The sequence below is a fragment of the Xanthomonas sp. SHU 308 genome (assembly GCF_000364645.1).
GTDB classification, from domain to species: domain Bacteria; phylum Pseudomonadota; class Gammaproteobacteria; order Xanthomonadales; family Xanthomonadaceae; genus Xanthomonas_A; species Xanthomonas_A sontii.
The window spans coordinates 1-6,017 of sequence record NZ_AQOK01000294.1; the positions used below are offsets into that span (position 1 = coordinate 1).

Genomic DNA, 6,017 nt, shown 5'->3' on the forward strand with positions numbered 1-6,017 from the left:
GCGGCTGCTGGCCGGCTGAGCAGCGCAGGCCGGGGCGCGCGAGCGCGCCCGACGGCTCAGTCGGACGGCTGCAGCCGCTGCCAGGCGGCCAGGACGATGCCGCGCACCTGCAGCCAGTCCAGGCGCGAGCGCGGGTGGTCGCGCAGGAACACGTCGCGCAGTTGCGCGACGACTTCCTCCACGCGCTGGCCGTGGTACTTGAGGTAGGCGTCGTAGGCCAGCTTCAGCGCCGGCTCGTAGTCGTGGAACGTGTAACCGGGCTGATGGAAGGGGCTGTGTGCGTAATGCGCCTTCCAGAACTCCAGTTCGCGCTCGCGGTCCAGCATCACGCAGGCGCGCGAGGCGTGTTGCATCTCGATGGCGACGGCCATGTTGGCCCTCCGAGTGGTCCCCCCCACCGGCACCGCGGCGGCGCCGCAGGTGTGTTGCGCACGCAGTCTATGCCGGTCGGGCGTCGCCGCCGCGATGGCCGGCTGAAGCGTTCAGAGCTGGCGGTGCGGCGGTGCTGCACGCGGCAGCAAACCGGTGATCGGTTGGCCGCCGGCGGGCGCTGCACGGTTGTCCACACGCGATGTGGAGCGTTGCTCTGGAATCCTGTGGATAAGTGGCCAGACACCGCATGGCGTCGGTGCCTGCAGCCGCGTGGCGAAAAAATCGCCACGCCGGTCCGCTCAGTCTTCGTCCGACGCCAGCCGGTGCAGCGCGGCGAAGTCGCGAATCTCCACCACATGCAGTTGCGGCAGCGCGATCAGGCCCTGCTGGCGCAGCTTGGTGAAGGTGCGGCTGACCGTCTCCATGGTCAGGCCGAGATGGTCGGCGATGTCGCCGCGGCCCATCGGCAGCACCACCTTGTTGCCGGCATCGCCCTGGCGCGCCGCGCGGGCCGCCAGCTTGAGCAGGAAGTCGGCCAGTTTCTCGGCCGGCTGCAGCCGCGCCAGCGACAGCGCCGCGTCCTGCGCCGCATCCAGCTCCAGGCAGGCGCGTTGCAGCAGCTTGCGCTCCAGGTGCGGGAACTGCGTGCGCAACTGCTGCATCTGCGCCACCGGCACCCGGCACACCCGGCTGTCGGCGATGGCTTCGATATCGTGGCGGTGCCTGGCCGATTCGCTCAGGCCGACGTAGTCGCCGGGCAGGACGAAACCGGCCACCTGGCGGCGTCCGTCGGCGAGGGTGCGGACCAGGCGCAGCGCGCCGGCGGTGACGGTGTAGACCGCCTGTCGTGCCTCGCCGGTGCGGGCCAGAGTGGCGCCGGCGGCGTAGTGCAGCGAGGTCGTGGCCCGTTCCAGCGCCTGCACCTCGTCGCAGGCCAGCGCCGAGCAGATCGCCAAGTGGCGGACCGCGCAATGCAGGCATTCGTTGCCGCGCGGTTCGCGCGGGGCGGACGCGTCGGCGTAGGGCAGGGCGAATCCGGAAGGAGGCCTGTTCATGGGCGGGGCAGCGGCTTCGGCACCGGCGAATGATACGCCGATGCGGCCGCGCGTGGCCGGTGCGGCTAGAATTGGCGTCCCGCTCGCCCCCGAATCGCAGGAGTTCCGCACGTGATCAAGCCCCGTACGCCGCCCGGCATCATGGAATTGCTGCCACGCGAGCAGATCGCGTTCCAGCGCATGCTGGACGTCATCCGCCGCAATTACGAGCGGTTCGGGTTCCTGCCGGTGGAGACGCCGGTGTTCGAGCTGTCCGACGTGCTGCTGACCAAGTCCGGCGGTGAGACCGAGCGCCAGGTGTACTTCGTGCAGTCCACCGGTGCGCTGGCCAATGCCGCGGCCGAGGGCGGCGAGGGCGGGCTGCCGGAGCTGGCGCTGCGCTTCGACCTGACCGTGCCGCTGGCCCGCTACGTGGCCGAGCACGAACACGAGCTGAGCTTCCCGTTCCGGCGCTACCAGATGCAGCGCGTGTACCGCGGCGAGCGCGCCCAGCGTGGCCGCTTCCGCGAGTTCTACCAATGCGACATCGACGTGATCGGCAAGGACGCGCTGAGCATCCGCTACGACGCCGAGGTGCTGGCGGTGATCCACGCGGTGTTCGCCGAGCTGGGCATCGGCGATTTCGCCGTGCAGTTGAACAACCGCAAGCTGATGCGCGGTTTCTTCGAGAGCCTGGGCGTGGCCGAGGGCGAACGCCAGCTCGCGGTGCTGCGCGAGGTCGACAAGCTGGACAAGCGCGGCGCCGACTACGTGCGCGAGACGCTCACCGGCGAAGGCTTCGGCATTCCCGCCGAGCAGGTGCAGCGCATCCTCGACTTCGTCGCAGTCCGCTCCAGCGGCCACGACGACGCGTTGGCGCGGCTGCAGGCGCTGGAGGCCGATGCGGCGTCCAGTGCGACCCTGCGCGAGGGCGTGGCCGAACTGCGCGAGGTGCTGGCCCTGGTCAAGGCGCTGGGCGTGCCGGAGACCGCGTACTGCCTCAATTTCTCCATCGCCCGCGGCCTGGACTACTACACCGGCACCGTCTACGAGACCTTGCTGACCGACTATCCGCAGATCGGCTCGATCTGCTCGGGCGGCCGCTACGAAGACCTGGCCAGCCACTACAGCAAATCCAAGCTGCCCGGCGTGGGCATCTCCATCGGTCTGACCCGGCTGTTCTGGCAGTTGCGCGAGGCCGGCCTGATCGACGGCATCGCCTCCAGCAGCGTGCAGGCCATGGTGGCGCTGATGGACGAAGCCAAGCTGGACGACGCGCTGGACATCGCGCGGCGCCTGCGCGCCGGCGGCATCAACACCGAAGTGCAGATGGAGCCGAAGAAGATCGGCAAGCAGTTCCAGTACGCGGCCCGTGCCGGCATCCGCTTTGTGGTGCTGGCCGGCGACGACGAGCTGGCGCGCGGGGTGGTCGCGGTCAAGGACCTGCTGCGCGAGCAGCAGTTCGAGATCGCCCGCGACGAACTGGCCAGCACGCTGCAGGTGGAGCTGGAGCAGGCCAAGGTGATGGCCTGAGTCTGGTGGCGGCGGCCGGCGACGGCCGCCGCGCTGTGCGAGATCTTCGTAGTAGCGGCTTCAGCCGTGACCGGCATGGCCGATCCCGGCCACGGCTGATCCCAAGAACGCAGGCTACAGCAGGCCGGCACCCTGCAGCATCGCCTTGAGTGCACGCCGCTGCGCGCCATCGTCCGCCGGCCAGCCCTGCACTTGCGCGACGACCTTGCCGTCGCGCACCAGGAAGAACGTGGGCATGCGCCACTCGCGCGGCAACAGCGGCCATTCCTCCACGTCGTAGAGCGGATGCAGCGGCGTCTGCGGCTGCGCCTGGTTCCAGGCGCGCAGCGCCTCCAGGTCCTCGCTGCCGGGCGGCAGGGTCAGCCACAGCGCATGGCGGCGGAACGCCGGACCCAGTTCGGGATCGGCGGCGATGGCGCGCGCGGCGTCGGCGGCGAAATGGCAGCCGGCGGTGACCAGGATCTGAGGTGGCCCCAGATCGATCCGCTGCCGGTGCAGCGTGCGCCCATCGGGTTCCAGCGACCACAGCGTCGGCCCCTGCGCCGCCGCGCCCAGGCGGTCCTCGAAGCGCAGCCAATGCGGCCAGTCGGCGCTGCCGCCCTCGGCCAGCAGGCGCCGTGCGTCGTCCACGCGATGCGCGAGCAGCAGCGCGTTGCCGGCGTCGTCCACCTGCGCCGCGCTGGCCTGGCCGCGGCGCCGCAACTGCGCCAACACCTGCAGTTGCGTGTCCAGCCCCGCGGGGGTGGGGCGCAGCGCGTAGGTCGCGACGACGGCCCGATACAGAAGATCCAGCGCGGCCGCGTCCGATTGCGCGATGGCGGCGGGGTCGAATGCTTCGGGCAGGGCGCTGCGCACTGCGGGCCAGGGATCGCGTCCAGTGCGACCGAGGCCGTCCAGATTCCGGTTGTAGCCGTTGTAGCGACGCTCCAGGTCGCCGATCGCGGCGGTAGGCTCGTGGACGCGCGGTTGCGTCGCCCAGTGCGGCAAGCTTTCCGCGTAGCGCTCGACCCCGAACAGCGCCAGCAGCGCCCGGCCTTGCGTGCGGGTCAGCTGCGGCAGGTCCTGCGTATCGAATCCACCCAGGCCATTGCGGCCGAACACCAGGCCGTCGAGGAAGCGTTCGCGGGCGCCGGGCGTGAGCGCGTCCAGCGGCGTGCGTTGGCCTGCATGGGCGCGCAGGTAGGCGGCGAGCTGGGTGCTGGAGCGGATTGGCAGTTGCTTCACAGTGGCCGCGGTGTCGGCGTTTGCGGCCCCCTGGGCGGGAGGCGCCGGTGGCGGCTGCGCCGCTGCCGACATCGCCATGCACAGGACAAGGGCGGCAAAACACGCAGTGCGCATGCGGTACTCCAGAGCGGCGGCGGTCATCGCCGATCCTAGCGGCCGCCGGGCGATCCTTCCATCCGCCACAGGAGACGTCTGCGCGCAGCGTGAGGCCGGATCGCGGCAACGCGCACGGCGCCAGAACGCGCAACAGGATGGCCCGGAGGCTGAATGCCAGGTCGCTGCGACCCGTGCAAGCTTGACCTTGTAATAACGTGCTATTACATTAGCGCAATGAAACAACGCCCCGTCCCTGTAGAAGACCGCGACAGCGACGCCTCGTTCAAGGCGTTGGCGCGCACCCTGGCCCAGCTCGGCAAGCCGCAGGAAGTGGCGGCGTTCCTGCAGGATCTGTGCACGCCGGCCGAGCTGGAGGCGATGGCTGACCGCTGGCGGGTGGTGCCGCTGCTGCTAAAGGGCGTGCCGTACCGCGAGATCCACGACCTGACCCAGGTCAGCGTCACCACCATCGGCCGTGTCGCACGGACCCTGGAATACGGCGCCGGCGGCTATGCCGCGGCGCTGCGCCGGCAGACGGCGCGCCCCTCCGATTCCCACTGAGATGTCCTGATGAGTGCTTCCCTGGCAGCACCGGCCCGCGACCGGCTGCGTATCGCGATCCAGAAGAGTGGCCGCCTGGCCGAGCCGGCCCGTGCGGTGCTGGCCGCCTGCGGGCTGAGCTGGCGCGAGAGCCGCGACAAGCTGTTCTGCTACGGCGAATCGTTGCCGGTCGACCTGCTGCTGGTGCGCGACGACGATATTCCCGGGCTGATCGCCGACGGCGTGTGCGACTTCGGCATCGTCGGCCGCAACGAACTCGAGGAGCAGGCCGGCGAGCGCCGCCGCAATGGCCTGCCCGAGGCCTATCGTGCCCTGCGCGGGCTCAACTTCGGGCAGTGCCGGCTGATGCTGGCGGTGCCGGACAGTTGGGAGTGGAGCGGTCCGCAGCAGGTGCAGGGGCTGCGCATCGCCACCAGCTACCCGGCGGTGCTGGCCGACTGGCTGGACGCGCGTGGCATCGCCGCGCAGGTGGTGGAGCTGTCCGGTTCGGTGGAGATCGCGCCGCGCCTGGGCACCGCCGACCTGATCTGCGATCTGGTCTCCAGCGGCGCTACCCTGGCCGCCAACCAGCTCAAGCCGGTGGAGACGTTGCTGGAGAGCGAGGCGGTGCTGGCCGGCCCAGTCCGCGAACCGGCCGACGCCCGCGCGGGCCTGGCGGCGATGCTGCTGCGCCGGCTCGACGGCGTGCTCAAGCTGCGCGACAGCAAGCTGCTGATGTTCCGCGCCGCGCGCGAGCGCGTCGCCGACCTGGCGCGGTTGCTGCCCGACGCCGAACCGCTGGTGCAACTGCCCGGCGATGCCGATGGCCCGCTGCAGCTGCAGACCATGTGCCACGGTGCGATCACCTGGCAGCGCATGGAGGAACTGGAGCGCGCGGGCGCGCAGGGCTTGATGGTGTTGACGGTGGAGCGGTCGCTGGCATGAATCGTTTGGAATGGAGCGCGCTCGACGCGCAGGAACGCACCCAGGCGCTGACCCGGCCGGTGCAGCGCGTGGCCGAGCAGACCCGCAACGCGGTGGCGCAGGTGCTCAATGACGTGCGCAGCCGCGGCGACGGCGCGCTGCGCGAGCTCACCGCGCGTTTCGACGGCGTGGTGCTGGAGACCTTCGAAGTGAGCGCCGCCGAGTTCGCCGCCGCCGAGGCGGCGGTGCCGGCGCCGCTGCGCACGGCGATGGCCGAGGCGGCGGCGCGGATCG

Annotated in this window: 7 protein-coding genes; 4 read left to right on the plus strand and 3 right to left on the minus strand. The window is 70.8% G+C overall.

What is annotated here, in order from left to right; translation table 11 throughout:
* Positions 1–56: 56 nt before the first annotated feature.
* On the minus strand, positions 57–371 hold the full coding sequence (locus tag D588_RS0110585; RefSeq protein ID WP_017912246.1) for a hypothetical protein: 315 nt from the start codon (positions 369–371) through the stop codon (positions 57–59).
* Positions 372–671: 300 nt separating this feature from the next.
* On the minus strand, positions 672–1,427 hold the full coding sequence (locus D588_RS0110590; RefSeq protein ID WP_017912245.1) for a helix-turn-helix domain-containing protein: 756 nt from the start codon (positions 1,425–1,427) through the stop codon (positions 672–674).
* A gap of 111 nt (positions 1,428–1,538) precedes the next feature.
* Here D588_RS0110590 and hisS point away from each other — a divergent pair, with 111 nt between their 5' ends.
* On the plus strand, positions 1,539–2,939 hold the full coding sequence (gene hisS, locus D588_RS0110595; RefSeq protein WP_017915948.1) for a histidine--tRNA ligase: 1,401 nt from the start codon (positions 1,539–1,541) through the stop codon (positions 2,937–2,939).
* A gap of 114 nt (positions 2,940–3,053) precedes the next feature.
* Here the strand turns inward: hisS and D588_RS0110600 are convergent, their stop codons facing one another.
* Positions 3,054–4,163, minus strand: coding sequence for a hypothetical protein (locus tag D588_RS0110600; RefSeq protein ID WP_232764275.1), 1,110 nt, complete (start codon positions 4,161–4,163; stop codon positions 3,054–3,056).
* A gap of 330 nt (positions 4,164–4,493) precedes the next feature.
* Here D588_RS0110600 and D588_RS0110605 point away from each other — a divergent pair, with 330 nt between their 5' ends.
* The 3 genes from D588_RS0110605 to D588_RS24460 all read left to right on the plus strand — a co-directional run.
* Positions 4,494–4,820: a YerC/YecD family TrpR-related protein gene (locus D588_RS0110605; protein WP_017915950.1), complete on the plus strand. Its 327-nt coding sequence runs from the start codon at positions 4,494–4,496 to the stop codon at positions 4,818–4,820.
* A 9-nt stretch (positions 4,821–4,829) separates the two neighbouring features.
* Positions 4,830–5,744: an ATP phosphoribosyltransferase gene (hisG, locus tag D588_RS0110610; RefSeq protein ID WP_017908285.1), complete on the plus strand. Its 915-nt coding sequence runs from the start codon at positions 4,830–4,832 to the stop codon at positions 5,742–5,744.
* On the plus strand, positions 5,741–6,017 hold a 277-nt coding region (locus D588_RS24460), incomplete at its 3' end, for a histidinol dehydrogenase (protein WP_043084345.1). The genes hisG and D588_RS24460, both read left to right, overlap by 4 nt.